Raw genomic sequence first — 25,302 nt, 5'->3', positions numbered from 1 at the left:
GCACACGCATGCCAGCCGAGGCGGAGCAGGGACGGCGGGAGTGGTCCCGTGAGGACTGGGTCGCGTACGCCGACCGGCTGCTGGATGCCGCGCGCCGGCACGCGACGCCGGGAGGCGGCCGCATCCACTTCCCGGGGGCCGAGGGCGGGTACGGCCACGACATCGACGGTCTCGAGGGGTTCGCCCGGACCCTGCTGCTGGCCGGCTTCCGGATCGCCGGTGCCCGCGGGGAGGGCGTCGACGACCTCATCGCCTTCGTGCGGCGGGGCATCGCGGCGGGCGTCGATCCGGCCGCGCCCGACCGGTGGGTGCGACCGGACGAGCACGGGCAGGCGAAGGTCGAAGCGGCATCCCTCGCCCTCGTCCTCGACCTGACCCGGCCCTGGATGTGGGACACGCTCGGTGCCGTCACGCAGCAGCGGGCGATCGCCTGGTTCGCGTCGGTCGTGGGCGACGACGGCTACCCCCGCAACAACTGGGTGTGGTTCCGGATCGTCGTGCAGACCTTCCTGCGCTCGGTGGGCGGGCCGTGGTCGCCGGACGACATCGCGGCCGACCTCGCCCGCCACGATTCGTTCGTCCGCGAGGACGGCTGGCTCTCGGATGGTGACGACCGCTCGTACGACCACTACGTCGGGTGGGCGCTGCACACGTACCCGGTCCTGTGGTCCCGGATGTCGGGGGCGGCCGAGCTCGCCGCGGGCAGGACCGCCGGCGACGTCGCGCGGCTGGACCGCTTCCTGGACGACGCCCTCGCGCTCGTCGGCGGTGACGGATCGCCGCTCGTGCAGGGTCGCAGCCTCATCTACCGCTCCGCGGCGGCCGCCGCCTTCTGGGTCGGGGTGATCGCCGAGGTGCCGTCGCACGCGCCCGGGCGGCTGCGGCACGCGGCCGAGGCGGTCGTGCGCCACTTCGCCGACCGGGACGTGCCGGACGCGGAGGGCGTGCTGACGATGGGCTGGCACGGTCCGTGGCGTGCGCTGGCGCAGTCGTACTCGGGGCCGGGCTCGCCGTACTGGGCGGTCAAGGGGCTCATGGGCCTGATGCTGCCCGCCGATCACCCCGTGTGGACCGCACCCGCCGAGCCGCTGCCCGTGGAGCAGGGCGACGTCCTGCGGGCTGTGCGGTCGCCGGGCTGGATCGTGTCGGGCACGCGCGACGACGGTGTCGTCCGGGTCCTGAACCACGGCACCGACCACGCGCAGCCGGGGGGCGTCGTGACCGACTCGCCGCTCTACGCCCGCATCGGCTACTCGACGGCGACGGCGCCGCTCCTCGACGCCCGCGGGTGGCACGAGCCGCTCGAGCAGTCGGTCGCCCTGCGGGACGCCGACGGGCAGGCCACGCACCGCGCCGGCATGCGCCTGCTCGACGTCCGGATCGACGGCGCCGGACACGATGCCGTGGGGGTCGCCTCGGCGGTGTGGGACGCCCACTGGATCACGGGGGACGCGCCCGACCGCAACCACGGCTCCGGCTTCCCCGGGGCCGCGCGCCGCGCGGGACGCCTGCGCGTCGACTCGCTCGTCCGCGGCAGTCTCGAGGTGCGGCTCGTCGGTGTCGAGGACCTCGCCGCAGAACTGACCGCGGCGGACCTCCGCCTGCGCGTCGGCGGCTGGGCCGTGGCCGGGGACGAACCCGAGCAGCACGTCGACGGGCTCGAGGCGGTCGCCGTCGCCGGGGCGCTGCGCAGCGGCATCCGCTCGCTCTCGGGAGGGGAGGCCCACGTCGTGACGAGGACGGATGCCGGTCCGCTCGGCGCCTGCAGTGCGGTGCCCGTCGTCGACCTCGACGTCGCCGTCGGCCGGGTGGTTGTCGTCGTCGTCGACCTGCGGGGAGCCGGGCTGCCCGTCCGGACGGACGTGTCCGTCCGCGTGGAGGATGACGCGGTCGAGGTCGTCTGGGCGGACGGGGTGCGGACGCGGACGATCAGACCACGGTGACCTCGACGCCGGCCGCGCGGATGCGGTCGAGCTCCTCGGGGTCGGCGCTGTCGTCGGTGATCAGCATGTCCACCTGATCGGTCGTCGCCATCTGCGCGAGTGCGGTGCGACCGATCTTGGACCCGTCGGCGACGACGATCGTGCGGACCGCCTTCGAGACCATCGCGTTGTTCGTGCGCGCCTCGGTCTCGTCGTGCGTCATGACACCGGCCTCGGCCGTGAACCCGTCGGCGCCCAGGATGGCGGTGCCGACGTTGACCGCGGTGAAGGTCCCCTCGGCCAGGACGCCGACGAGTTCGAGGGACTGCGGTCGCAGGATGCCGCCCGTCATGACGACCTTGAGCCGCGGGAACGAGTTGACCACCCAGGCGATCGACAGCGAGTTCGTGACGATCGTCAGATCGCGGTGGTTGACGAGTTCTCGGGCGACGCCGGCGGTCGTACTGCCGCCGCTGAGGGCGACCGCGTGGCGTTCGCGCGGGATCGTCAGGGCGGCGGCGCGGGCGATGCGACGCTTCGCGTCGCCGAAACGGGTGTCGCGCAGGGCGACGGGAAGCTCGGAGAGCACCCCGGCCGCCTTCGCGCCGCCGTGCGTGCGGACGATCAGTCCCTGATCGGCGAGCGTGGTGAGATCGCGGCGCAGGGTGGCCGCGGACGAGGCGAAGCGTTCGGCGAGATCGCCGATGGAGACCTCGCCCTGCTCGGCGATCGCATCGAGGATGTCGGTCATCCGTCGCGACCGCTTCGAAGAGCCTCCGGGGATCGACGGTGATACCGGACTGTTCGCAGTGGACATGGCAGTGATCATGTCAGATGAGCGATTGAGCGTCAATTCGCTCATTTACTTGCGCATACCGCGCCGCATTTTCACAATCGAGACATGCCGACGATCGTTTTCCTGGGAGCGGGGAGCGTCGTGTTCACGCGCCAGCTGCTGACCGACCTGCTTCGCTTCTCCGACCTGCCCACGCTCGACATCCGTCTGCACGACATCGACGCGGACCGTCTCGACGTCGCGCAGCGCAGCGCCGAGAACGTGGCGCGGCAGCTGGGCCGCGACATCCGGCTCACGGCATCCCTCGATCGACGGGAGCTGCTGTCCGGCGCCGACTTCGTCGTCAACATGATCCAGGTGGGCGGTATCGACGCGACCCGCATCGATCTCGAATTGCCCGCCGCTCGGGGGCTGCGGCAGACGATCGGCGACACCACCGGCGTGGGCGGGGTGTTCCGCGCCCTCCGCACGTTCCCCGTGCTCAGCGCCATCGCGCGGGACATGCTCGACCTCTGCCCCGACGCGTACTTCCTGAACTACACGAACCCGATGGCGCTCAACATCTGGTGGATGTCGGTCGTCGCACCTTCCCTCAAGGCGTACGGACTGTGCCACAGCGTCTACTGGACGGTCAACGACCTGTGCGACCTCGTGGGTGTGCCGCTCGAGGAGACTCACTACCGGGCCGCCGGCGTGAACCACCAGGCATGGCTCACGGAGTGGACGCACGAGGGGCGGGACCTGTACCCGCTGCTGCGCGAGCGGATCGCGGCCGACCCCGAGCTGGAGCGTCGTGTGCGCGTCGAGATCTTCCGACGCATCGGCTACTACCCCACCGAGACGAGCGAGCACTCCTCTGAGTACCTCAGCTGGTTCCTCCGCTCCGACGAGCAGATCGAGCGCTTCCGGCTCGAGCCGCTGCAGTACATCGGCATCTCCGAGGACAACGTCGCCGAGTTCCATGAGGCGAAGCGGATCCTCGACGCGGGCGGGGACCTGCCGCTCCACGACGGGGAGGATGCCGCCGAGTACGCGCCGCAGATCATCCACTCCGTCCTGACGGGGACGCCGCGCGAGATCCACGTCAACGTCCCGAACACGGGGCTCATCGACAACCTGCCCGAGGGGGCCGTCGTCGAGGTGCCCGCCACGGTCGACGGCGACGGGGTCCGCCCCCCGCACTGGGGGCCGGTCCCCGACGCCGGCGCCGCGCTCAACCGCACCTACCTGTCGGTCGCCGACCTGACGATCCGTGCGGCCCGTGAGGGCGATCCCGAGCTCGTCCGCCGCGCCGTGCTCACCGACCCGAACGCGAGCTCCTCGCTCACGCCCGCCGAGATCTGGGACCTCTGCGACGAGCTGACCCGCGCGCACGCGCACCTCCTGCCCGCCGCCCTCGGCGGCACGCTCGCCGAGTCGTCGTGACGCTCTCGACGACCGCGGACGTCGTCGGCGCCGCGGCAGCGCGCGGTGCCGGCGTGCCGGCGTTCAACGTCATCACGATCGAACAGGCCGAGGCCGTCGTCCTGGGAGTGTCGGATGCGGGAGTTCCGGCGCTCCTGCAGGTGAGCCAGAACGCGCTCGCCTTCCGCCACGGCATGGCGCCGCTGCTGGCCGCCTGCCGCGAGCTCGCCCGCGACGCGGACGTCGGCATCGCCGTCCACGTCGATCACCTGGACGACCCCGATCTCGCCCACGCCGTCCTGTCGCGTGCCGAGGAGCTCGGAGTCGGCTCCCTCATGTTCGACAAGGCCACCGCCCCGCACGCCGAGAACGCGGCGCTCACCGCCGGCGTCGCCCGGGCGGCGCACGATCGGGGTCTGTGGGCCGAGGGGGAGCTCGGCGAGGTCGGCGGCAAGGGCGGTGCGCACGCCCCCGGGGTGCGCACCGACGCCGCCGAGGCGCAGCAGTTCGTCGCCGAGACCGGAGTCGACCTCCTCGCCGTCGCGGTCGGGAGTTCGCACGCGATGACCGAGCGCACCGCCGTACTCGACCTGGACCTCATCGCCCGCCTGGCGGAGGCCGTGCCGGTCCCGCTCGTCCTGCACGGCAGTTCGGGGGTGCCGGACCTGTTGCTGGCCGAGGCCGTGGCCGCCGGCATCCGAAAGGTCAACATCGGGACGGCACTGGGTGTCGTCGGCACGGCGGCGTTGCGGCGCGAACTCGCCGAACGCCCCGACGCCGTCGATCCCCGCAGCTACCTGCGGGGGGTGCGCCAGGCCACCCGCGACGAGGTCGCGCGCCTCGCCGCCGTCGTCGGCGGCTGAGTCACAGGCCCAGCACGCGCCGCGCGTTGTCGCGGTACAGCGCGGGCAGCAGCCGCGGCGACAGTGCGGCGCCCGAGACCGCCCACCGTCCCTGCGGCGGGATCGGCGCCCCCGGCGCGTACTCGAAGCCCTCGTCCGCGGATTCGAGGAACCGGTAGTGCAGGGCGTACTGCTCGTCCTCGGCCGGGTAGATGTCGGTCCCGAAGAGGACGCGGTCGGGATGCCGCTCCACGAGAGCCGCGAAGCGCCGGGGCTGGCGGCCGAGCTCGGCCATGCGTCCCGCGATGTCGACGTGGTAGAGCGGAGCCGCGTCCATGAGCGCCGAGACGCGGTCGAGGTCCTCGGCGGCGCAGCCGACGTGCGCCCCGATGAAGGTGGTTCCCGGGCACGCGAGCACGAGGCGCGCGTGCGCGTCGAGCAGCTCGTCGAAGGTGGGGTACACGGAGGCGTCGCCGAACCACCAGTCGCGGGCGCCGCGCAACTCGTCGAGGCGCTCGTTGCCGGCGTCCAGCGGCTCGAAGAACGCGCGCGGATCCGCCGTGTGGATGAGGACCGGCAGGTCGAGCTCCCCGGCGCGACGCAGGACCGCAACGACGCGCGGATCGTCGGGCGACACGAGCGCGCCGGCGTCATCGCGGAAGGTGAGGCCGAGCGACTTCCAGACCTTGACTCCGCGCGCGCCCCGGCGGGCGTTGTCCTCGAGCTGCGCGATCAGGCGACTCTCGGCATCCGGTTCCGCCAGCAGGTTCCAGTCCAGCTGGCAGAAGGTCACGAACCGCCCGGGGTGGGCACGGTCGTACCGGTCGAGGTTCGCGTCGATCTCGTCTCCCCACATCCCGTCCAGATTGACGATGATGTCCACGTGACGCGCATCCATCGTGCGGATCAGGTCGTCGACGTCGTCGATCATCCATCCGCCGCCCTCGGTCAACCAGCGACCGAGGTGATTGTGGATGTCGATGCACGGCGTGTGCGGCAGGTCGACGGCGGTGGCGGGCGCCCGCAGCATGCTGCGCGGGGTCCATTCCCGCAGGCGGAGGTCGTCGAGGGGATGCGTCGGCTCGGGCATGCCTCCACGATCCGGCAGCCTGTCGGATCGCGCAACGATACGCTCACATTTAGTGAGTGATTCGCTCATTATCGGTTACAAACGATCAACCTGGGCTCAATAATGGCGAAAAGCATCCGGCGACGTCGCCCGATCGAGAGGACGCTCATGAACCGCCGATTCACCCGAACCACCCGCGCTGTCGCCGTCGGCATCGCGGGGATCTCCGCCCTCGTGCTGGCCGGTTGCGCCGGTCCCCAGGGTGCCACCGAGCTCGACACCGACGCCGACGTGACCATCACGTGGTGGACCGGGCAGAACGACGAGGCGGCCAAGCTCCTGCGGAGCCTCGCCGACGAGTTCGAGAAGGAACACCCGAACGTCACGATCGACGCCTCCTCCGGTGCGTCGTCGACCGAGGAGCTCATCCAGAAGCTCTCCGCCGGGTTCGCCGGGAACAGCTACCCGAACATCTCCTACTCCTTCGGGTCGTGGGCGAGCGAGCTGGAATCCTCCGGTCGCACCCTCGACATCCGCGAGCAGGTGAGCGACCCCGCGGTCGGCTGGGACGAGTTCTCCGAGGCCGCCCGCGCCACTGCGCAGCCCACCGGCGAGAAGATCATCGGGTTCCCCGCCCTCGTCGACAACATCTCGCTCTTCTACAACAAGACGGTCTTCGACGCCGCCGGCGTCGACTACCCCACGGCCGACTGGACCTGGGACGACTTCCGCGAGGCGGCCGCCGCCCTCACCGACGAAGCCACCGAGACCTACGGCTACGCGTACTCCGTCTCGGGCTCCGAGGAGACGACCTGGCAGTTCTGGCCGCACCTGTGGCAGAACGGCGGGGAGATCCTGACCGACGACCAGAAGCAGGCGGCCTTCGACAGCGAGGCCGGCGTGACGGCGCTCGAGTTCCTGCGGGGCATGGCGGTGGACGACGGCAGCGTCTACCTCGATCAGACCGACACGAAGTTCGCCCAGCTCTTCGCCGCGAACCGCATCGGCATGATGACCTCCGGGCCCTGGCAGCTGTGGGACCTGAAGACCGCCAAGACCGACTACGGGGTCACGGTGCTGCCCGGCACCGACGGCGACCACCAGACGGTCTCCGGCCCCGACCTCTGGGCGCTGTTCGACACCGGTGACGTCAACGAGAACCACTGGACCTACGAGTTCGTCGAGTGGCTGACGGCCCCCGAGCAGGACCTGCGTTGGAACGTCGCCTACGGCAACCTGCCGCTGCGCTCGAGCGAGCAGAGCTCGCCGGAGTTCCAGGCGCAGGCGAAGGAACTGCCCGGCCTCGAGATCATGGCCGAGAACAACGCGAACGCCGTGAACGCACGACCGACCGTCCCCGGCTACGTCGGCCTGTCCGAAGCCGTCGGCGACGCGATCTCCCGTGTGCTGCAGGGTGACGGCACGCCCGAGGACGCCCTCAAGGAGGCGGCCGAGAAGGCGAACGACGCGCTCTCCGACTGACCCGCACGCTGGAACGAATGAGGACCCGACGATGACGACTCTCCACCGCCTTCCCGACGCGCCGGCCGACGCCGTCGTCGTCCGGGAACCGCAGCCGATCCGGCCCCGCCCGGTCCGGCGGCGGAAGATCACGGCGACCCTCACGGGGTGGGGGTTCGTCGCCCCCGCGATGATCGTCATCGTCGGCCTCTCGTTCTTCCCCGCGGCGTGGGCCTTCCTCCTCTCGCTGCAGGAGTGGAACGGCTTCGCTCCGGCCGAGTTCGTGGGCGGCGAGAACTACACCTCGCTCATGACCGACGGGGAGTTCTGGGAGGCGGTGGGACACACCGGTCTCTACGTGACGCTCTTCGTCCCGGCATCCGTCCTCGCGGGACTGTTCCTCGCCGTCGCCCTCAACCGGAACATCCGCTTCATCGGGGTGTACCGCACCGCGATCTTCGTGCCCTTCGTCGCCTCGGCGGCGGCCACCGGCATCCTCTCCACCTATCTCTTCAACCCGCAGTTCGGTCTCGCGAACAACGTCTTCCGGGTGCTCGGCCTGCCGCCGCAGGGATGGCTCGAGGATCCGTCGCAGGCGATGCTCGTCATCGCGATCATGTCGCTGTGGGGACAGGCGGCCTTCACGACCGTCATCTACCTCGCCGCCCTGCAGGACGTGCCCACCGAACTGCTCGAGGCCGCCCGGATCGACGGCGCGAACCGCTGGCAGACCTTCTGGCGCGTCGTCTGGCCGGGGCTCGGACCGGTCACCGTGTTCGTCACGGTGTGGCAGGTCATCGGCGCGCTCCAGCTGTTCGACCTCGTCTACACGACCACGCGCGGCGGTCCGCTGGACTCGACCAAGACGATCGTCTACTTCCTGTGGGAGAAGGCGTTCAAGAGCCTCGACTTCGGATACGGATCCGCCGCGGCGTACGTCCTGTTCGCCGTCACCCTGCTCATCACCGTCGGCATGGTCGTCTTCGCCCGCCGCCGCAACATGGAGGCGTTCTGATGGCCCTCGCAACCCTCACCCGCACACCCGACCTCGAGGCGCCGCGTCCCCGTCGCCGGCGCGTGAGCGGATGGCACTTCGTCCTCGCCCCGGTCGCGCTGCTGTTCGTCATCCCGTTCGCGCAGATGGTGCTCGCGTCGGTCTCGCCCGCGTCGGACCTCGTGAAGTTCCCGCCGCCGTTCATCCCGTCCGCGCTGACCCTCGACGGCTTCGTCGCGCTGTTCACGACGACGGATGTGCTGCGCTGGCTGCTCAACAGCGTCATCGTCTCGGTCGTCGCGATCGTCTCGCACGTCATCCTGTGCTCGCTCGCGGGTTACGGCTTCGCCCGGCTGCACTTCCGCGGTCGCAACGTCGGCTTCTTCATGATCGTCGCGACGATCATGATCCCGACACAGCTGCTGATGATCCCGACGTACATCCTGTTCACACGCATCGGCCTCATCGACACCCTCGCCGCCGCCTTCGTGCCGTGGCTCGCGTCGGCCTTCGGCATCTTCCTCATGCGGCAGTTCTTCCTGTCGCTGCCGAAGGAGGTCGAGGAGGCCGCCGCGATCGACGGCGCGAACCGCCTGCAGACGTTCCTGCGGATCGTGCTGCCCCTGGCGAAGCCCGCGATCGCGACCCTCGCGATCTTCACCCTGCTGAGCTCGTGGAACGACCTGATCTGGCCGCTCATCGCGATCAACAACGATGACCTTTTCACGATCCAGCTCGGTATCGCCAACTTCCAGGGCACCCGCCGCACGCAGTGGTCGCTGCTCATGGCCTCGAACGTCGTCGCGACGCTGCCGCTCGTGCTCTTCTTCCTCTTCGCGCAGAAGCACTTCGTGCAGACGATGACGATGTCGGGCATGAAGGGATGAGGCGTGCGCGCCCCGCGATCGTGGCGCTCGTCGCAGCCGCTCTGCTCGCCGGGTGCACGGTGACATCCGACGAAGAGCCCGACCGGACGTCGCTCCCGACGGCCGAGCCGAGCGGCGTCGACCTCGACATCGGCCCGCGCCACAATCTCGTCGACGCCTCTCCCGGCACCCCGACGGTCGTGGACGGCGACGACTGGTCGCTCCCGGAGTGGACGCGCCCCGCACCGAACTCGGGCTACTTCTCCGAGGAGGAGGATGCCGATGAGCTCGTCGCGGTCAGATCGGTCGACGTCTCGTGGCGGCAGATCCAGCCGACCGCGGACGGCGGCCTCGACCGCGAGTCCCGCGGTGAGGCGCAGGGGCTGAGCTTCGACGGCCTCGACGCGCAGCTGCAACAGCGGGGTGACTTCTGGATGCGGGTGTTCGCCTCGGGTGAGGACTGGGCGCCGGAGTGGGTCGCTGCGGACTGCGGCGTGGCATCCGTCGGTCCCGACTACGACGGCCAGCGGCACCTGCCCATCTGGGACGAGTGCGTGTGGGGTCACCTGCTCGACACCTACCGCGAGCTCTTCGTCGACGGGGGCCTGGCCGACAACCCCCGGCTGCGGTTCGTCTACGTCCCCGGCGCCTTCACCTGGGCCGAGTACGACTACGAGATGATCCAGGCCGCTGCCGACGCGGGGACGCTCGACGAGCGGACCTACCTCACCTGGTACCGGCACGCCTGGACCGACCTCGTCGAGCTCTTCGGCGACAACGCGCACAAGCTCGTCTTCACGGGGGAGGACTACCCCTTCGGCCCGTTCGGCGACGCGCAGAACCTGCTCGCGAAGGAGGCGGTGGAGGCCGGCATGGGGATCCGGACCGGCATCACCGAACTCTTCAACTTCCACCTCAGCGAGGCGCCCGCCTACGGTTCCCACATCCAGCCCGACGGGCACATGACCGTGGACGAGTCGCTGCCGATCCACTCGGGACGGTTCGTCGTGGGCACCGAGAACGAGTGCTACACCGACTGCGGTTACATGACCGACGACCCGTACTACGCGGTCGTCATGTCGAACCTGAAGGCCCTGCAGCTACGTGTGAACTGGATGTACGTCGTCCCCGGGCCCTCGTACATGGCCGAGTACCCCGAGCACTGGGACTGGCTGCGGCTGTCGATCGGGCAGAAGGCCGACACGTCGGCGGACGCCTGGGCCGCCCTGCGCGACGCGGAGGACCGGTACTGGGCGGGCGACGACCCGCCGCCGCCCTTCGACGACCCCGCCGCCTGGCCCGCCCGCCCCTGGGTCCGCAACCTCGAACGCTGGCTCGTGCAGGTCGACGAGCCCGGGTCGGTCGCACACCGCACCGACGTCGATGCGCACGTCCACGTCTTCGAGGAGGACAACGGCACCGCGTACGAAGGGTTGTCGACGTCGGTCGCGGACGGCGACACGGGGTTCGTCTTCGAGGTCGACGAGCGGTTCGCCGCGGCATCCGCCGGTCGCGATGTCGTGAAGGTGACGTTCCTGGATCGCGGCACGGGCTCGTTCTCGCTCGAGACGGATGCCGGGGCGACGGCGGCCGTCGACCGCACCGACTCGGGCGCCTGGCGCACCGCGACGATCGCCCTCCCCGAGGGTGCGCTCGCGGCGGGTACGCGCCTGCGCGTCGCCCTCGCCGAGGGAGCCGACGACCTCGTCGTCCGATTCGTGCGCGTCGTCCACACCACACGCTGAGGGCGCCGCACGGAATCCGTGCGGCGCCCCCGTGCTGGTGCCCTCAGCAGGACTGGTACGAGTATCCCGCGGTTCCGGCGGGGACGACGTCTCGGTCGCGGAGGATGATGCCGCGGCTCGCCCCGTCATCGGCGCAGATCGCCTGGAACGAGGTCTTCGTCGTCCCGTTGTGGACGCGGTTGGGGTTGTTGTCGGTGTACTCGATCTCGAACACGAGCGGACCGTAGACCGAGGTGTAAGAGGCGCACTCCCAGTACGCGGCGCACTCCTCGGCGATCGCGAAGTCGAAGCCCTGCGCCGGCGAGACGGTGTCGACGAACGTCTTGCCGATGCCGCCGTACCCCTGGCCGGCCTCGGCGGTGTTCTTCTGGCCGATCGCGAGCCCGATGGAGTGCACGTACGGGATGACGAGCTTCAGGTAGTCGCGCGTCCGAGCGAACGTCAGGTAGTTCTTCGAGCGGAGGAACACGTCGAGGTTGTCGGGCTCGATCGCCTGGTAGCCCGACGCCTTGCACGCGTCGAACCACGGCTTCTGGATCTCGAGCAGCTGTGCGCGCTTGGTGGCCGTCCGCACGTCGAAGATCGCCTCGTTCCACCCGGCGTCGATCACGAGGTTGCCGCTGCCGTCGCGCAGCAGCAGGTCGGGGTGATTGTTCTTCCACCACTGCGTCGTGCCGTATCCGGGGTTGGTCGTGGACTGACCGGCCTGGTCGGGCTGGGTCTGCAGCAGGTTGACGTAGCAGATGTTGTAGAAGCTCGATCCGGCCGGGGCGACGAGACGGTCACGGCTGACCACGCTCACCCCCGACTCCGGCGTGTAGGCGCCGCCGAGCTGGTACGAGAAGCCGCCGTTGGCGGGCGGCAGCGTGACGCCGGTCGAGGGGGTCGGCGTGGGCGTGGGTGTCGGCGTCGAGCCGCCCGAGGACGTGACGGTGAGCGACTCCCAGTCGAGGTTCGCGGCATCCGATGAGTTGCCGGCCTTCAGCTGCACGCGCACCGATCCGGAGCTGTTCACGAACGCGGATGCGGCGGTGGGAGAGGCGAACGTGAGGGTCTTCCACGATCCCCACGAGGGCGCACCGGCGTTCGTCCCCACACTCGTCCAGCTGCTGGTCGACCAGTTGTAGAGCGACCAGGTCCACGTCTGCTGCGCCGGCGCGGGTCCGCGGTAGTTCGCCGACACCTGGATGCCGGTGACGCTCGACGGTGCGACGGAGGACGGCACGGTGTAGGTGCGGTACCCGGCGTAGGCCCCGGTGAACTCGACGTACTTGTCCCAGACGTCCTGGGTGCCGGTGTGGTCCTTGACGGCGAGGGCGGACACCGTCTGACCGGATCCGATGGCTCCCGCCGTCGTGGTGAGCGAGGTGGGGGCGAGCGTGGTGGTGGCGGCCGATGCCGGCGCGGCGGCGAGCAGGCCGGCGGCGGCGGTGGCCAGCGCGGCCACCGATGCCACGATCACCCGGGAACGGAGGCGTTCCCGAGTCGATGTGCGGGGGGAATGAGGCACGATCTTCTCCTTGTCAGCGCCCACGGTCGGGGCGTCGGGCGTCACGGTAGACCCGCCTCGATCCGGGCGGCGAGGGTGCCGGAGGATTCGGTCATGCGTCCTGATCGAACACGCACGGCGACTGCGCGTTCTGGAGCCGAACGGACATTTCGATCACTCTGACGCTCAGACGAGCAGAAATTGTGAGCGATTGACGCGGTCTCAGACAGGCATCCTACGCGTTCGCTCATACTGGCAAAGCCGACCGTCACCATCGTCGGCCACCACCGGACAAGTAAGTGAGCGTATGAGCAATCCACTGATCTCCCTCGTGGAGCGACACAAGTCGGGCGCCAGTGAAGGCATCTACTCCGTGTGCTCGGCGCACCCGCTCGTGCTGCGCGCCGCGATGCGGCAGAGCGTCGCCGACGGCACGCCGCTGCTCGTGGAGGCGACCTCGAACCAGGTCGACCAGTTCGGCGGGTACACCGGCCGCACGCCCGCCCAGTTCCGAGCCGACGTGGAGGCCATCGCGGCGGAGGAGGGGTTCCCGCAGCACCGGCTGATCCTCGGCGGCGACCACCTCGGACCGAACCGGTGGCGCAAAGAGGACGCCGAGTCCGCGATGGGCAAGGCCGAGGACCTGGTCCGGGCGTACGTGACGGCCGGCTACTCGAAGATCCACCTCGACTGCAGCATGCCCTGCGCCGGCGAGACCGCTCCGCTGTCGGATGAGGTGGTCGCCGCACGCGCCGTCCGCCTTCTCGCCGTGGCCGAGCAGGCGGCCGCGGATGCCGGTGTCGACCCCGCCTCGCTGGTCTACGTCATCGGCACCGAGGTCCCGACGCCCGGCGGCGCCGCCGAGAAGCTCGAGGATCTGCAGCCCACGACGCCCGCCTTCGCGCGCCGCACCCTCGAGATCCACCGGCGGGCGATCGCCGACGCCGGGCTCGCGGACGTGTGGCCCCGGGTCATCGCCCTCGTCGTGCAGCCCGCCGTCGAGTTCGACCACCTCGACGTCGTCGACTACAAGCCCGAGGCGACCACCGAACTCCGTCACGTCCTCGACGATGAGCCCGGCATGGTCTTCGAAGCCCACTCCACTGACTACCAGCGGCAGGAGCTGCTGCGGGAACTCGTGCGGGCGCACTGGGCCGTCCTGAAGGTCGGGCCGGGCCTGACGTTCGCCCTTCGCGAGGCGCTGTTCGCCCTCGCCGCCATCGAGCGGGAGATCGTGCCGACCGGCGAGCAGTCGCAGCTGCGCGAGACGATCGAGAGCACCATGCTCGCCGACCCCTCGTGGTGGGAGTCCTACTACGAGGGCACCGACACCGAGCAGGCCCTCGCCCGGGCCTACAGCTACAGCGACCGCGTCCGGTACTACTGGCCGGTCCCTGCGATCGATGCCGCGGTGCAGCGGCTCTTCACGAACCTGCGCGCCTGCGGCATCCCCGAACCCCTGCTCAGCCAGTACCTGCCGGCCCAGTTCGAGCGGGTGCGCGCCGGCGAGTTGACCGCGGACCCCGCCGACCTGGCGATCGACCGGGTGCGCGACGTGCTGCGCGTGTACGCGGCCGCGACGGCAGACGACAACGACGGAAAGTGAGACGCTGATGACCATCATCCACAACGACGCCGAGGTCGTCCGGGAACTCACCGCGACGTACGCCGAGATCCGCCGCCAGCCGCGCATGTGGCACGAGACGGCGGCGGCGCTGCGCGCGCGCCGCGACGAGGTGGCCGCCTTCCTCGCGCCCCGGCTCGCGGACCCGTCGCTGCGCATCGTGCTGACGGGCGCGGGCACGTCGGCCTTCGCCGGCGACGTCATCGCCCCCGCACTGCGGACGGTGCTCGCCCGCCGCGTCGACGCCGTCGCGACGACAGACATCGTCGCCAGCCCCGAAACCGTCTTCGCCGAGGATCTCCCGACTCTGCTCATCTCATTCGCGCGGTCGGGCAACAGCCCCGAGAGCGCCGCGGCGACCGAGCTCGCCGACCGCTTCCTGACGGACGTGTCGCACGTCGTGATCACGTGCGACCTGTCGGGCGATCTCGCGCGGGCCCACGCCGACACGGCGACCTCGCTCGTCGTGGGGATGCCGGAGGAGACCAACGACTCCGGATTTGCCATGACGTCGAGCTTCACGTCGATGGTGCTCGCCTGCCTGCTCCTCTTCGAGGAGGAGCGCGACGGTGTCGTCGACGCGCTCGCCGACGAGGCCGAGCGGCTCTTCGCGCTCGACGACCGCATCGGGGCCCTCCTCGACCGCCGGATCGAGCGCGTCGTCTACCTCGGCGCCGGGTCGTTGACCGGGCTCGCGCGGGAGTCCGCGCTGAAGCTCCTCGAGCTGACGGCGGGCACCGTCGTCGGTCTCTTCGACTCGCCGCTCGGATTCCGCCACGGACCCAAGGCCGTCGTCGACGAGACGACGCTCGTCGTCGTGTACCGCTCCGCCGACGCCTACACGGCGCGCTACGACGACGACATCGTGACCGAGCTGCAGGGTGTCGCCCCCGGACGGGTCGTGCGTGTCGGCGGTGCGGGCGAGGGGTCGGCCACCGACTACCCGCTCCCCGGCGTCGACGGCCTCCCCGACGCCTACCGCGGTCTCACCGCCGTGGTGTTCGCGCAGTTGCTGGCGCTCCACGCGTCGGTGAAGGCCGGATGCACGCCCGACAACCCGTTCCCCGGCGGGACGGTCAACCGCGTCGTCCAGGGTGTCACCGTCTACCCGCACCCCCGGTCGGAGGACGCCGCGCGATGACCGCCTATCTCGGGGTCGACGGGGGCGGGACCAAGACCGCCTTCCGTCTGATCGACGAGCACGGCGCGACACTCGCGACCTCGACCCAGCCCACCTCGTACTACTTCGGCGGCGGTATCGGCGTCCTCGAGCGGGTGCTGCGCGACGGCATCGCCGATGTGACGGCGGATGCCGGCATCCGCACCGATGACATCGCGCACACCTTCTTCGGGGTGCCCGGGTACGGTGAGGCGAGCGCCGACGTCCCGCGCGTCCAGGACATCGCCCGGAGGGTCCTCGGCCACGAGCGCTACACCTGCGGGAACGACATGCTCGGTGGCTGGGCGGGGTCCCTCGGCGGGCGCGACGGCATCAACGTCATCGCGGGCACCGGGTCGATGTCCTACGGCGAGCGGGGCGGGGTCGGCCACCGGGTCGGCGGCTGGAGCGAGATCTTCGGCGACGAGGGATCGGGGTACTGGGTCGGCATCCGCGGGCTCACCCTGTTCAGCCGGATGGCCGACGGGCGCAGCCCGCGCACGCACCTCTACGACGCGATGCGCACGCGACTCGGTGTCACGGAGGATCTCGACGCGATCGGCACGGTGATGGGGGAGTGGGGCGCGCAGCGCACCGCGATCGCCGACCTGTCGAAGACGGTGATGGATGCCGCCGAGGCCGGCGACCCCGCGGCGCGAGCCGTTCTCGTGGACGGCGCTGATGCGCTCGTCGAACTCGTGACCGCCGCCCGCACCGCGCTGGAGTATGCGGAGGACGAAGAGGTGGTCGTGTCGTACTCCGGCGGGATGTTCTCGGCCCCGCTGTACCGCGACCTGTTCGTCGAAGCGCTGACCCGTGCCGGCGCCTACACCGTCGTCGCGCCGCGTTACAGCCCCGACCTCGGGAGCGCGCTGTACGCCATGCGCTGCGCCGGCGTCGTGGTGCCCGACGTCCTCCCTGTGTGAACACCGCAGCCGTGACGTCGCCGCGGTCGTGGATCCCCTACGCCGCGCTGCTCGTGGTCACGTGGGGGGTGTGGGGTGCGTTCTCGGCGGCGCCGAGCGAGCTCTACGGATACCCGCAGGAGATGATCTACGTGATCTGGGCGGTCACGATGCTCGTCCCGGCGGCCGTCATCACCCGTGGGCAGCGGATCGACCGCCGGATATCGGCGACGGTCCGAGGTCTCACCATCGGGTTGCTGGGTGCCGGCGGGCAGCTGCTGCTGTTCCACGCGCTCGTGATCGGGCCGGCCTACCTCGTCTTCCCGATCGTGTCGGTCTCGCCGGCGGTGACCGTCGTCCTGGCCGTCCTGCTGCTGCGGGAGCGACTGTCGGTGCTCGCGCTGGCGGGGCTCGGTGCCGTGCTCGTGGCGTTGGTGCTGTTCGGGGTGACGAGCCCGTCGGAGGCCGCCGGGACCGGACCGTGGATGCCGCTGGCGGTCGGCGTCTGCCTCGCCTGGGGGATCCAGGCGTTCCTCATGCGCGCGGCCGCCGTCGACGGGGTGAATGATGCGACGACGTTCCTCTGGATGACGGTGGGTGGGCTGCTGCTGGTGCCCGTCGCGATCGCGATGATGGGCGGCATCCCGGTCGATGCGCCGTGGCAGGCGCCGGTGCTGACGGCGGCGACGCAGCTGTTGAACGCCGTGGGCGCCCTGCTGCTGGTGATGGCGCTCAGTCGCGGACGCGCGTCGGTCGTCTCGCCGGTGACGAACGCCCTGCCGCCGGTGCTGGCGATCCTCATCGCGCTCGTCGTCTCCCCGGCGCTGCCCTCGCCGATCGGCGCCATGGCGATCGTGCTCGCCGTCGGCGGATCGACGGCCATGGTGTACAGCGACGCGCGCAGCGCCGATCGCGACCGCCTCTCAGCTCGCTCCTAGCAGTCGCTCAGGTTTCTCACAACCCCTGAGTGAGCGCCCTGACCTGTCCCTACAGTCGGCGACGACGCATCGAGCGCAATCCGTTCGAGGCGTCGCACCGAATGTCTTGCAGCACCACATGTCTGCAGGTCGCGGCATCCGCCGCATCACACGGAGGGACAATCCCATGACCAGCTCACCCAACCGCCTCGTCGCCGTCATCTTCGGCGCCGTCTACATCCTCGTCGGGCTGCTCGGCTTCGCCGTGACCGGCGGCGTCGACTTCATCGCCACCGATGGCGGCCTGCTGCTCGGCATCTTCATGGTCAACCCGCTGCACAACGTCGCGCACCTCCTGATCGGTGCGGCGCTGCTCATCGGCGGCCTGTCGAACGTCCGCGCCGCCAAGGGCGTGAACATCGTCGTCGGTGCCGCCTACCTGCTGCTCGGCGTCGTCGGCTTCTTCCTCGTGGGCACCGCCGCGAACATCCTGGCGCTGAACACGGCCGACCACTTCCTGCACCTCGCCAGCGCGCTCGTGCTGCTCGGCGTCGGCATCGCCGCCGACAAGCAGGTCTCCCCCCGCGCGGCCGTCTGATGTCGCCGTCCGTCCTGGTCCGTTCGTGGCCCGCGCTCGCCGCGTGGGGCGCAGGGCTGTTGCAGCTCGGACTGGGCGCGGGCGCGATCGTGAAGGGCGCCGATGCTGCGGACCGCGGCATCGGCGTCCTGCTCGCCGCCGTCGGGGCGGCGACCATCGCCTGGGGCGTCACGGCGCTGATGCGGGGGCGCGTGGTCGCTCCACCCGCGGGCGTCGGAGTCTCGCTCGCCGGTCTCGTCGCCGTCACCGCGCTGCTGGTGATCGGCCCGCCGCAGACCAGCATCTATCCCGTCGTCGTCTCCACAGTGCTGGGTCTTTCCGTCGGCGTCGTCTCGGCGATCGCGATGCGTCGCGCCGGTCGTCGGCCGTCGCACCCCGCTGCTCGCACGGCCGCCCGCACGAGCGTCGGCGGCCTGATCGTCGGTGCCTTCCTGCTGGCAGGACTCGTGACCCCCGCCCTCGCCGCCACCCCCATCGGCAGCGATGCGCCCGGCGCCGAGGTCAACGAGGTCTTCATGCCCGGGCACGGCGGGCACTGACCCTCGCTCGCGTTCGCGGATGCAAGAGATCTGCCGCGACACGCCGATGCCCGGACGGATGCCGCGGCGTGTCGCGCAGCATCCATTGCATCCCGCGACACCCCGACACCCGACCACACCCCCGACACGCGAAACGCCCCGGCGCACAGCGGCACCGGGGCGTTCGTCGCGTGCGGGTTACAGCCCGCGGGCGAGGCGGTAGTACGCCTGGTTCCAGCGGAGCTCCTTCTGGAAGCCGCGCACCGTCGTGTCCTCGTCGATGACGAGCAGTTCGGTGCCGGCGATCTCGGCGAAGTCACGGAAGACCTCGATGCCCACGGCCGTCGTCATGACGGTGTGGTGCGCGGCACCGGCCGCGAGCCAGCACGCGGCCGAGGTCGCGAAGTCGGGCGACGGCTTCCACACGGCGCGGCCGACCGGCAGCTTGGGCAGGTCAGGGGCGTCGACGTTCTCGACGACGTTCGCGACGAGGCGGAAGCGGTCGCGCATGTCGCTCATCGCGACGACGAGGGCGGGGCCGGCATCGGCCGTGAAGATCAGGCGCACGGGGTCGGCCTTGCCACCGATGCCCAGCTCGTGCACCTCGAGGCGCGGCTTCGACGTCGAGAGCGACGGCGACACCTCGAGCATGTGCGCGCCGAGGATGCGCTCGTTGCCGGGGACCAGGTCGTAGGTGTAGTCCTCCATGAGGCTCGCCCCGCCGGGCAGGCCCGAGCCCATGACGTTCGCGACGCGCACGAGGATGGCGGTCTTCCAGTCGCCCTCGGCACCGAAGCCGTAGCCCTCGGCCATCAGGCGCTGCACCGCGAGGCCGGGCAGCTGCGTCAGCGCGCCGAGGTCCTCGAACGACGTCGTGAACGCTCCGAACCCGCCCGCCTCGAGGAACGAGCGCAGCCCGATCTCGATCGCGGCGCCGTCGCGCAGCGACTGGTGCCGCTCGGCGCCCGGCAGCAACTCGTCGGCCACGTCGTACGAGGCGACGTACTCCTCGACGAGGGCGTCGATCTGCGCCTCGGATGCCTGGGCCACGGCATCCGCCAGCTCGTTCACGCCCCACGTGTTGACCTGCACGCCGAACTGCAGCTCGGCCTCGGTCTTGTCGCCCTCGGTGACGGCGACGTAGCGCATGTTGTCGCCGAAGCGGGCGAGCTTGAGGGTCTTGACGGCCTGCCAGCCCGCGGCGGCGCGCTCCCAGTCCTCGATCTGCTGCACGACGATGGGGTTCGAGACGTGGCCGACGACGGTCTTGCGCGGCACGCCGAGGCGCGTCTGGATATACCCGAACTCGCGGTCGCCGTGGGCGGCCTGGTTGAGGTTCATGAAGTCGAAGTCGATGTCGTTCCACGGCAGCTCGACGTTGGCCTGCGTGTGCAGGTGCAGCAGCGGCTTGCGCAGCGCGTCGAGGCCCGAGATCCACATCTTGGCGGGGCTGAAGGTGTGCATCCACGCGATGACGCCGATGACCGAGTCGTCGGCGTTCGCGTCGAGGGCGAGGCGCTTGATCGAGTCCGAGTCCTTCAGGACGGGCTTCCACTCGACCTTGACCGGAAGGCCGGCGAGGCCCGCGGCGACGGCCCGCGACTGCTCGGCGACCTGGCGCAGCGTCTCCTCGCCGTAGAGGTTCTGGCTGCCGGTGACGAACCAGACGGTGTACTGCTCGAGGCTGGTGGAGAGGGTCATGCTGTTCCTTCGTTCGATGAGCGGATGCCGCGCAGCGGCAGTGCGGTGACGGCGGCGGCCTCGGCGGCGAGTCCGGCGCGGTAACGGATGAGGTAGTCGGCGAACCCGGCGACGTCGGCCGGGTCGGGGTCGGCGGTGACGGATGCCGCCCCCGCGAACACGTGGTCGGTGAGGTACGTCGACAGGTCGGAGCCAGTCTTCGCGGCGGCGTACGCGGCGAGCACGGCCATGCCCCACGCGCCGCCTTCGCCCGCGGTGTCTCCGACCGTGACGGGCGCGTCGAGCGCCCCGGCGAGGAACCGCTGCGCGACGCCGGCCGTCCGGAAGACGCCGCCGTGCGCGAACATCTGGTCGAGCGCGACACCCTCCTCGGCGAGGGTCTGCATGCCGATCGCGAGCGTCGCGAACACGCCGTAGACCTGCGCGCGCATGACGTTGGCGAGCGAGAACTCCGCGTCGGGCGTGCGCACGACCAGCGGGCGGCCCTCGTCGAGTCCGGCGATCGGCTCGCCGCTCAGGTGGTTGTACGCGAGGACCCCACCGGCATCCGCAGCACCCTGCAGCGCTTCGCGCAGGAGCGTCTCGTAGACGGCATCCGTCGAGAGCGACTGACCGGATGCCGCGGCGAACCGCGCGAACAGCGACGCGAACGATGCCAGCTCGCTCGCGCCGTTGTTGCAGTGCACCATCGCGACGGGGTCGCCGGCGGGCGTCGTGACGAGGTCGATCTCGGTGTGGACGCGCGCGAGCGGGCGCTCGAGGACGACCATCGCGAAGATGCTCGTGCCGGCGCTCACGTTGCCCGTCCGCGGCGAGACCGCGTTCGTGGCGACCATGCCGGTGCCGGCGTCACCCTCGGCGGGCGCGGCGACCGCGCCGGGCCGGAGCGTGCCGGTCGGGTCGAGCAGGGCGGCGCCGGCGGCGGTGAGGGCCCCGGCATCCGCTCCCGCGGGGAGCACCTCGGGCAGGAGGTGCGTGAGGCTGCGGCCGGCGAGGAACGCGGCGGCGTGCGCGTCGTACGCGGCGACGCGGTCGCGGTCGTACTGCCCGTCGGTACCGATCGGGAACATGCCCGACGCGTCGCCGACACCCAGCGTGAAGCGACCGGTGAGCTTCTCGTGCACCCAGCCGGCGAGGGTGTTGATCTTCGCGAGCGAGGCGAGGTGCGCCTCGTCGTCGAGGACGGCCTGGTGCAGGTGGGCGATCGACCAGCGCAGCGGGATGTTGACGCCCAGCAGCTCGGTCAGCTCCGCCGCGGCGGCGCCGGTCGAGGTGTTGCGCCACGTGCGGAACGGCACGAGCAGGTTCCCCTCGGCGTCGAATGCGAGGTAGCCGTGCATCATCGCCGAGACGCCGATGCCGGCGAGGTCGGTCAGCTCGGCGCCCTGGCGGCGGACGTCGGCGATGAGGTCGGCGTAGGCGGCCTGCAGGCCCGACCAGATCGCGTTCTCGGCGTAGGTCCACACGCCGTCCTCGAGCGCGTTCTCCCACTCGTGGCTGCCGACGGCGAGCACGGTGGTCGGGTCGCTCGCATCGACGAGGCACGCCTTGATGCGGGTCGAGCCGAGCTCGATGCCCAAGACCGCGCCACCGGAGGAGATGACGGATGCGGCGCTCATCGGCGGTCGTCCGAGCTCTGGCCGTACACGTTCTGGTAACGGTTGTAGAGGGCGTCGATCTTGTCCTGCGGAATGGGGATCAGCTCGCCGCCCTGCCGGGCGAAGTGCACGGTGCGGGCGGCGTCCTCGCACATGACGGCGGCCTTGACGGCATCCTTCGCGCTGACGCCGATCGTGAACGGCCCGTGGTTCTGCATCAGGACGGCGCGCGAGCGGTGGCCCTTCAGGGTCTCGACGATGCCGCGGCCGATCGAGTCGTCGCCGATGATCGCGAACGGTCCGACCGGGATCGGTCCGCCGAACTCGTCGGCCATACCGGTGATGACGCAGGGGATCTCCTCGCCGCGCGCGGCCCAGGCCACGGCGTAGGGGGAGTGCGTGTGCACGACACCGCCGACCTCGGGCATGTTCCGGTAGACGTAGGCGTGCGCGGCGGTGTCGCTCGAGGGCGAGCGGTCGCTGCCGGGGCTGCCGGGCACGACGTTGCCGTCGAGGTCGCAGAGGATCATGTTCTCGGGCGCGAGGTCGTCGTACGAGACGCCGGAGGGCTTGATGACGAACAGGTCCGCGCCGGGGACGCGCCCCGAGACGTTGCCTCCGGTCCAGATGACGAGGCCGTAGCGGACGAGTTCGGCGTGGAGGGCGGCGACGTCCGCGCGGACGGCGGCGATCGCCTCATCGAGATCGGTCATGAGGTCGATGTTATCGGTAACATCCCCATTCCGCCACGCTCGGGTTCCGCGGGTCAGCCGCGCGGCGCGGCGGTCGACGCGCGCGCGACGAGCACCGGTTCGGCGACCTCCGCCGTGGCCGGCAGGCCCAGCGCCTCGGCGACCACGCGCCGTGCCTCGCCGGCCGTGTCGACGTGCACCGTGGTGAGCGCGGGCGTGTAGAAGGCGGCATCCGCGTTGTCGTCGAATCCGGTGACCGAGACGTCCTGCGGCACGCGCAGCCCTTCGGCGACGAGGCCTGCGATGAGCCCGAGCGCCATCTGGTCGTTCGCCGCCGCGACCGCGGTCGGCCCGTCCTCGCGGCGCACCGCCTCGGCCACCTCGCGCGCCGCGGTCGCGCCCGTCGCCGCGCTCCAGTCCCCGCGCCACATCGCCGCGGGACGGATGCCGGCGGTCGCCAGGGCTGCCGCGGCACCCTCGTCGCGGGCTGTCGCCTCGAGCCAGTCCGCCGGTCCCGCCAGCAGCGCGATGCGGCGGTGGCCGAGCGCGACGAGGTGCTCGATCGCGAGCGCCGCGCCGGCGCGCTGCCGCTCGGCGCCCGCGCCGGTGTGCAGCGCGGCGAGCGGGGTCCCGCCCGCCACCTCGCGCAGCGCGGGCAGCGTCGCGGTGTGCGCGGCGACGACGATCAGCGCGTCGACCCCTTGCGACAGCAGGCGCTGGGCGGCATCGGTGACGGATGCCGGGTCCGCGGCATCCGCGTAGGCCGTCGCCAACCAGCGGTCCGCCTCGCGGGCCGCCGCGTCGAGCGCGGCGATGCCGGCGCCCGGGCCCCACAGGGTCGCGTCCGAGGCGACGACGCCGACGGTGCGGGTCGTCGAGGTGCCGAGGGCGCGGGCGGCGTTGTTGACGCGGTAGCCGAGCTCGGCCATCGCGGCCTCGACGCGGGCGCGGGTCTCGGGGCGCAGGTTCGGGCTGTCGTTGATGACGCGCGACACGGTCTGCGTCGACACCCCTGCCCGCGCGGCGACGTCGCGCACACCGGCGCGTGTCGTCCCGGCCCGTCCCATGGCGCTCACTGTAGCGGGCGCCATCTCACGTCGATGCGCCCGCTGTCGAGCACTCGGGCGCATCCGGCCCCCGCGGATAACGTGGAGGATCGACGCCGACGCACGGAGGAGGGACCGGATGCGGCAGCTGCAGCGCCTCGCGCTCGGACGCTTCTACGCGCGCCTGCCCGAATGGGTGCGCCTGGTCGTCGCGGCCTCGGCCGTGGTGCTCGGCGTGGTCATCGTCATCCGGCCGACGACGGCGCTCGGCGTCCTCGCCTGGCTGATCGGCGGCGGCATGGTCCTCACGGGCGTCATCGAGCTGACCGGCCGCGACACGGAGGGAGTGCGTCCTCGCTGGCGCACGCTGACGGGCGGCGCGTGGCTCGTCGGCGGGCTCGTCGTCCTGCTGACCCCGGGACTGACCGTGCGCGTCGTGGCGACCCTCGTCGGCATCCTGCTGCTCGTCGCGGGCGCGCTCGGCGTGATCGCGGTCTTCGCGAAGGGGCGCACGATCGATGCGCGCATCGCGGATGCCGCCTTCTCGGTCTCGGGCGTCATCTTCGGCGTCCTCGCGTTGTTCTGGCCCGACATCACCCTGCTCGTGGTGGCGGTCGTCTTCGGCGCGCGCCTCATCATGAGCGGGGTCGCCGACCTGTGGACGCGCGTGCGACGGCGCCGCGACACCGAGCGGGAGCGCCGCCACCAGCCGCAGCGCCTGCGCCGCTGGGGGCGCACGGTCACCGCCCTCGTCTCCGTCGCGCTGGCCGTCACGACCGCGCTCGTCACCGTGCCGCTGCGCGAAGGATCGACCGTCGTCGACGACTTCTACGCGGCCCCCCGCGACATGCCCGGGGAGCCGGGGCGCCTCATCCGTGCGGAGCTCTTCACGAACGGCATCCCGGTGTCGGCGACGGCCTGGCGCATCCTGTACACGACCACCGGCGTCGACGGCGAGGTGCGGGTCGCGAGCGGTGTCGTGGTCGTCCCGAAAGAGGGCGACGGGCAGTGGCCGATCATCGACTGGAACCACGGCACGACCGGCTACTCCGAGCACTGCGCACCGTCGCTGCAGCCGCGGGGGCTCTGGTCGGGCGCGCTCTACAACCTGCCGACGATCATCCGGCAGGGCTGGGCCGTGGTGGCGACGGACTACATCGGGCTGGGGACCGAGGGCCCGCATCCGTACCTCATCGGCCCTCCCAGCGCGACGGCGTCGCTCGACGCGGTGCGCGCCGCCCGGGAGTTGCAGGATGCCGACCTCGGCGTCCGCACGGTCATCTGGGGGCACTCGCAGGGCGGCGGCGCCGCGCTGTGGGCGGGCGCGATGGCGCGCGAGTACGCGCCCGAGCTGTACGTGCAGGGGGTCGCGGCGCTCGCACCGGCCAGCGACCCGCCCGCGCTCGTGCAGAACATCTCGAGCGTCACGGGCGGCAGCATCTTCGCCTCGTACGCGTTCGCCTCGTTCTCGTCGATCTACGACGACGTCTCGTACGACGACTACGTCCGGCCCGGCGCCGACACCGTTCTCCGGCAGATGTCGGAGCGATGCCTGTCCGACCCCGCGATCGTCGTGTCCGTCGCGGCGGCGCTGGGGATGAGCGGCGACCCGCGATTGTTCTCGACGCCACCGGCGACCGGCCCTCTCGGCATCCACCTGCGGGCCAACGCCGCGCCGCTGCGACAGAACGCGCCGCTGCTGGTCGCCCACGGCGGAGCCGACGGCGTCATCCCGGTCACGACGCAGACCGCCTACGTCGAGAGGATGTGCGCGGCCGGCCAGGTCGTCGACTACCGCATCTACGACGGGTACGAGCATGCGGCGGTCGTCGAGCGTCCGTCCCCGCTTCTCGAGGAGCTCATCGACTGGACGGCCGCGCGCTTCGCGGGCGAGCCGGCACCCGAGGAGTGCTCGACCACCCGCGAATGAGCCGGCGGTCGGAGCACGCCCATAGG

21 protein-coding genes are annotated in these 25,302 nt (G+C 71.2%); 14 read left to right on the top strand and 7 right to left on the bottom strand.

Annotation, left to right across the window (positions count from 1 at the left end; all coding sequences use genetic code 11):
• The first annotated feature begins 8 nt into the window (after positions 1 to 8).
• The gene (locus tag AYL44_RS06820) at positions 9 to 1,943 is read left to right on the top strand and encodes a DUF2264 domain-containing protein (RefSeq protein ID WP_064002541.1); all 1,935 of its coding nucleotides are present in this window, start codon (positions 9 to 11) and stop codon (positions 1,941 to 1,943) included.
• On the opposite strand, the gene AYL44_RS06815 is transcribed toward AYL44_RS06820, so the two are convergent.
• Complete coding sequence (locus AYL44_RS06815; protein ID WP_064002540.1) at positions 1,930 to 2,673, bottom strand: DeoR/GlpR family DNA-binding transcription regulator; 744 nt, start codon at positions 2,671 to 2,673, stop codon at positions 1,930 to 1,932. The two genes, AYL44_RS06820 and AYL44_RS06815, sit on opposite strands and share 14 nt — an antisense overlap.
• A 150-nt stretch (positions 2,674 to 2,823) precedes the next feature.
• Between AYL44_RS06815 and melA the strand changes: the two genes are divergently transcribed.
• Positions 2,824 to 4,143 carry an alpha-galactosidase gene (gene melA, locus AYL44_RS06810; RefSeq protein ID WP_064002539.1) on the top strand — a complete coding sequence of 440 codons (1,320 nt, stop codon included), beginning with the start codon at positions 2,824 to 2,826 and terminating at the stop codon, positions 4,141 to 4,143.
• Entirely contained in the window at positions 4,140 to 4,985 is an 846-nt protein-coding gene (locus tag AYL44_RS06805; protein ID WP_064002538.1) for a class II fructose-bisphosphate aldolase, read from the top strand. The genes melA and AYL44_RS06805 overlap by 4 nt, the downstream gene beginning before the upstream one ends.
• 1 nt (position 4,986) lies before the next feature.
• Here AYL44_RS06805 and AYL44_RS06800 read toward each other — a convergent pair whose 3' ends face one another.
• A complete protein-coding gene (locus AYL44_RS06800; protein ID WP_064002537.1) occupies positions 4,987 to 6,054 on the bottom strand; it encodes an amidohydrolase family protein in 1,068 nt (355 codons plus the stop codon).
• Positions 6,055 to 6,201: 147 nt separating this feature from the next.
• On the opposite strand from AYL44_RS06800, the gene AYL44_RS06795 reads away from it, so the two are divergent.
• Genes AYL44_RS06795 through AYL44_RS06780 form a run of 4 tightly spaced genes read left to right on the top strand, consistent with a single transcriptional unit; the run spans position 6,202 to position 11,099 of the window.
• On the top strand, positions 6,202 to 7,515 hold the full coding sequence (locus AYL44_RS06795) for an ABC transporter substrate-binding protein (protein ID WP_064002889.1): 1,314 nt from the start codon (positions 6,202 to 6,204) through the stop codon (positions 7,513 to 7,515).
• A 31-nt stretch (positions 7,516 to 7,546) separates the two neighbouring features.
• Positions 7,547 to 8,509, top strand: coding sequence for a carbohydrate ABC transporter permease (locus AYL44_RS06790; protein ID WP_064002536.1), 963 nt, complete (start codon positions 7,547 to 7,549; stop codon positions 8,507 to 8,509).
• Positions 8,509 to 9,375, top strand: coding sequence for a carbohydrate ABC transporter permease (locus AYL44_RS06785; protein ID WP_064002535.1), 867 nt, complete (start codon positions 8,509 to 8,511; stop codon positions 9,373 to 9,375). The genes AYL44_RS06790 and AYL44_RS06785 overlap by 1 nt, the downstream gene beginning before the upstream one ends.
• Positions 9,372 to 11,099 (top strand): hypothetical protein, encoded by a 1,728-nt coding sequence (locus tag AYL44_RS06780; protein ID WP_064002534.1) that lies wholly within the window; start codon positions 9,372 to 9,374, stop codon positions 11,097 to 11,099. Before AYL44_RS06785 ends, AYL44_RS06780 begins: the two co-directional genes overlap by 4 nt.
• Positions 11,100 to 11,142: 43 nt before the next feature.
• On the opposite strand, the gene AYL44_RS06775 is transcribed toward AYL44_RS06780, so the two are convergent.
• Positions 11,143 to 12,546 carry an endo alpha-1,4 polygalactosaminidase gene (locus AYL44_RS06775; RefSeq protein ID WP_197471605.1) on the bottom strand — a complete coding sequence of 468 codons (1,404 nt, stop codon included), beginning with the start codon at positions 12,544 to 12,546 and terminating at the stop codon, positions 11,143 to 11,145.
• A 349-nt stretch (positions 12,547 to 12,895) separates the two neighbouring features.
• Here AYL44_RS06775 and AYL44_RS06770 point away from each other — a divergent pair, with 349 nt between their 5' ends.
• The 6 genes from AYL44_RS06770 to AYL44_RS06745 all read left to right on the top strand — a co-directional run bounded on the left by AYL44_RS06770 (position 12,896) and on the right by AYL44_RS06745 (position 18,330).
• Positions 12,896 to 14,194, top strand: coding sequence for a D-tagatose-bisphosphate aldolase, class II, non-catalytic subunit (locus tag AYL44_RS06770; protein ID WP_064002533.1), 1,299 nt, complete (start codon positions 12,896 to 12,898; stop codon positions 14,192 to 14,194).
• Between the two features lie 7 nt (positions 14,195 to 14,201).
• Positions 14,202 to 15,353 carry an SIS domain-containing protein gene (locus tag AYL44_RS06765; RefSeq protein ID WP_064002532.1) on the top strand — a complete coding sequence of 384 codons (1,152 nt, stop codon included), beginning with the start codon at positions 14,202 to 14,204 and terminating at the stop codon, positions 15,351 to 15,353.
• Positions 15,350 to 16,297 carry an N-acetylglucosamine kinase gene (locus AYL44_RS06760; protein ID WP_064002531.1) on the top strand — a complete coding sequence of 316 codons (948 nt, stop codon included), beginning with the start codon at positions 15,350 to 15,352 and terminating at the stop codon, positions 16,295 to 16,297. The genes AYL44_RS06765 and AYL44_RS06760 overlap by 4 nt, the downstream gene beginning before the upstream one ends.
• Positions 16,294 to 17,214: an EamA family transporter gene (locus AYL44_RS06755; RefSeq protein WP_064002530.1), complete on the top strand. Its 921-nt coding sequence runs from the start codon at positions 16,294 to 16,296 to the stop codon at positions 17,212 to 17,214. The genes AYL44_RS06760 and AYL44_RS06755 overlap by 4 nt, the downstream gene beginning before the upstream one ends.
• A gap of 166 nt (positions 17,215 to 17,380) precedes the next feature.
• Positions 17,381 to 17,791, top strand: a complete 411-nt coding sequence (locus AYL44_RS06750) for a DUF4383 domain-containing protein (protein WP_064002529.1) — start codon at positions 17,381 to 17,383, stop codon at positions 17,789 to 17,791.
• Entirely contained in the window at positions 17,791 to 18,330 is a 540-nt protein-coding gene (locus AYL44_RS06745) for a hypothetical protein (protein ID WP_064002528.1), read from the top strand. Before AYL44_RS06750 ends, AYL44_RS06745 begins: the two co-directional genes overlap by 1 nt.
• 177 nt (positions 18,331 to 18,507) lie before the next feature.
• On the opposite strand, the gene araA is transcribed toward AYL44_RS06745, so the two are convergent.
• The 4 genes from araA to AYL44_RS06725 are packed head-to-tail and all read right to left on the bottom strand — an operon-like array spanning position 18,508 to position 23,367.
• Positions 18,508 to 20,010: an L-arabinose isomerase gene (gene araA / locus AYL44_RS06740; RefSeq protein ID WP_064002527.1), complete on the bottom strand. Its 1,503-nt coding sequence runs from the start codon at positions 20,008 to 20,010 to the stop codon at positions 18,508 to 18,510.
• Positions 20,007 to 21,629: a xylulokinase gene (locus tag AYL44_RS06735; RefSeq protein ID WP_064002526.1), complete on the bottom strand. Its 1,623-nt coding sequence runs from the start codon at positions 21,627 to 21,629 to the stop codon at positions 20,007 to 20,009. Before AYL44_RS06735 ends, araA begins: the two co-directional genes overlap by 4 nt.
• Positions 21,626 to 22,321, bottom strand: a complete 696-nt coding sequence (locus AYL44_RS06730) for an L-ribulose-5-phosphate 4-epimerase (RefSeq protein ID WP_064002525.1) — start codon at positions 22,319 to 22,321, stop codon at positions 21,626 to 21,628. The genes AYL44_RS06735 and AYL44_RS06730 overlap by 4 nt, the downstream gene beginning before the upstream one ends.
• A 53-nt stretch (positions 22,322 to 22,374) precedes the next feature.
• Entirely contained in the window at positions 22,375 to 23,367 is a 993-nt protein-coding gene (locus AYL44_RS06725; RefSeq protein WP_064002524.1) for a LacI family DNA-binding transcriptional regulator, read from the bottom strand.
• A gap of 118 nt (positions 23,368 to 23,485) precedes the next feature.
• Between AYL44_RS06725 and AYL44_RS06720 the strand changes: the two genes are divergently transcribed.
• Positions 23,486 to 25,276 (top strand): alpha/beta fold hydrolase, encoded by a 1,791-nt coding sequence (locus tag AYL44_RS06720; protein ID WP_064002523.1) that lies wholly within the window; start codon positions 23,486 to 23,488, stop codon positions 25,274 to 25,276.
• Positions 25,277 to 25,302: the final 26 nt, after the last annotated feature.

The organism is Microbacterium oleivorans (assembly GCF_001644225.1).
Lineage (GTDB): Bacteria > Actinomycetota > Actinomycetes > Actinomycetales > Microbacteriaceae > Microbacterium > Microbacterium gawkjiense.
This window is presented reverse-complemented; position numbering and strand designations above follow the sequence as displayed.